The following is a 1,561-nucleotide window of genomic DNA, read 5'->3' as shown; positions in this document are numbered from 1 at the left end:
GCCCTTGAAGCCGCGCACGGCCTCGGTGTTCTTCTGAATCAGCTCTTTCACTTCCATCGTCATACCCTCAGTTCGTTGTTCAGTTCGCGCAGGGCTGCCGCGATCTCGGCGGCCTCTTCGTCTTCGTCGGAAAGGGCGGAGAAACCGCCCGCCATCAGGCGTTTCGCCTCGCGTTTGGAGAGCCCCAGATCACGCAGGCCGCGTTCGAGCTCGCGCGGGCTGGCCGGGTCCACCTGTTTCACGTTCGCGACCAGGGCGCCCGCGTCGGCGGGTTCCTCGACCACGCTGATCTCCACCAGCTCAATGGTTTTCAGGTAGCGGGTTCCGTCTTTCTCTTCGGCCCCACCGGGCGGGATCAGGTAGCCGATCGACAGACCGTCGACGGCCCCGTGCTTGAGGCTCGCGTAGGCGTCCTCGGCAACGCTGTGCCCGGGTGTGAGCTGGCCCTCGACCCATAGCCCCTTGTCGTCCTCACGCAGAACCGTCCAGCGCCCGATTACCGGGCCGGTGTGGTTCCAGCGCATGCGGATGGGCCGGGAACGGTTCTCGAGGGTGTGGGCGTAGGCCCCGGGCAGGATCGTGTCGTTGTAGGCGTCCACGCCGTTGAACACGGACGCATAGCCCGCGAACGAACGCGAAGCATCGTCGAACTTCAGCTCGGAAGCCGATAGGGATAGGGCTTTGTGGTGTACTGCTTTGGTCACGGGCCACCTCTCGTCAAACGCAAAACCGCAGGCCGCATCAGGGCCTGTTGTTGCATCCGCGAGCTTCGCGCCCGTTGTCCTGGAGTTCCGGTTCCGGGCATCGCACCCGTCTGCGGCAGGACTGTATGGATATACAGTAGTCACCATATCAGTGCCCCCGCGGCCGGTCAAGGCTCTTCGCGATGCTGTCGTGCGCCCATCCCAGGGTCCGCAGGGCATCGTCGAGGGTTTCCGCTTGGCTCGCCGCGACGATGGCGGCCTCTGCCACCCCCAGGGCTTTCCCCTGCGCCGCGACAGTAGCCGCCAGCTCGTAGACCAACGGGCGCCATTGCTCGGGCAGGGTGTCAGGCGCGGGCGCCCCCAGCGCCGCCAGGATCTTCTCAGGCGTCATCATCGCGGGCCCCCTCGTTCTGCAGCGCATCCCGCAGCGACTCGCGCAGTTCGCGCATCGCCTCGGGTAGTGTCTTGACGCTCGCCTCGAACCGCTCGGCGGCCAGCTCGGGCCGGCGTTCGTCCGGGTCCGCGATCGCGTTCCAGTCCGGTAATGTCTTGTGCTTTTTCATGGCTTGCCCTCAGAAAAATTCGTGCAACAAAGCAGAAAGCGTCTTCCCCCTCCGGTCCCAGACGGTCGATCGCGGGACTTTCTCATCCCCCCTACCGGCCAAAATCTGATTTGGAGAGGCGGGGAAACGACTACCCTCAACGGTCCCGGAGCGTCCTTCGCTGTACTTCGGGCTCCCCTAGGGGCCTGTCCCCATGTCGTCTAACTGTTCTCGCAGATCCTTTGCCCGACCTTGTCGCTTGAGCATCCGGCGCAGCTTTTGCAGCGCACTGCGCTCGAGCCGCTCGACCGCTTG

The 1,561-nt window shown here is 64.8% G+C and carries 3 protein-coding genes; all 3 read right to left on the bottom strand.

What is annotated here, in order from left to right:
• Window positions 1-59: 59 nt before the first annotated feature.
• Window positions 60-704, bottom strand: coding sequence for an HK97 family phage prohead protease (locus tag G015_RS0113570; protein WP_020146894.1), 645 nt, complete (start codon window positions 702-704; stop codon window positions 60-62).
• Between the two features lie 148 nt (window positions 705-852).
• Window positions 853-1,098 carry a hypothetical protein gene (locus G015_RS13765; protein WP_020146893.1) on the bottom strand — a complete coding sequence of 82 codons (246 nt, stop codon included), beginning with the start codon at window positions 1,096-1,098 and terminating at the stop codon, window positions 853-855.
• Entirely contained in the window at window positions 1,085-1,267 is a 183-nt protein-coding gene (locus tag G015_RS0113560; RefSeq protein ID WP_020146892.1) for a hypothetical protein, read from the bottom strand. Before G015_RS0113560 ends, G015_RS13765 begins: the two co-directional genes overlap by 14 nt.
• Between the last annotated feature and the right edge of the window lie 294 nt (window positions 1,268-1,561).

The organism is Thioalkalivibrio sp. ALJ15 (assembly GCF_000383695.1).
In the GTDB taxonomy this organism is placed as follows: domain Bacteria; phylum Pseudomonadota; class Gammaproteobacteria; order Ectothiorhodospirales; family Ectothiorhodospiraceae; genus Thioalkalivibrio.
The sequence above is the reverse complement of the archived record's forward strand: the minus strand, read 5'-3'. Positions and strand labels throughout refer to the sequence as shown.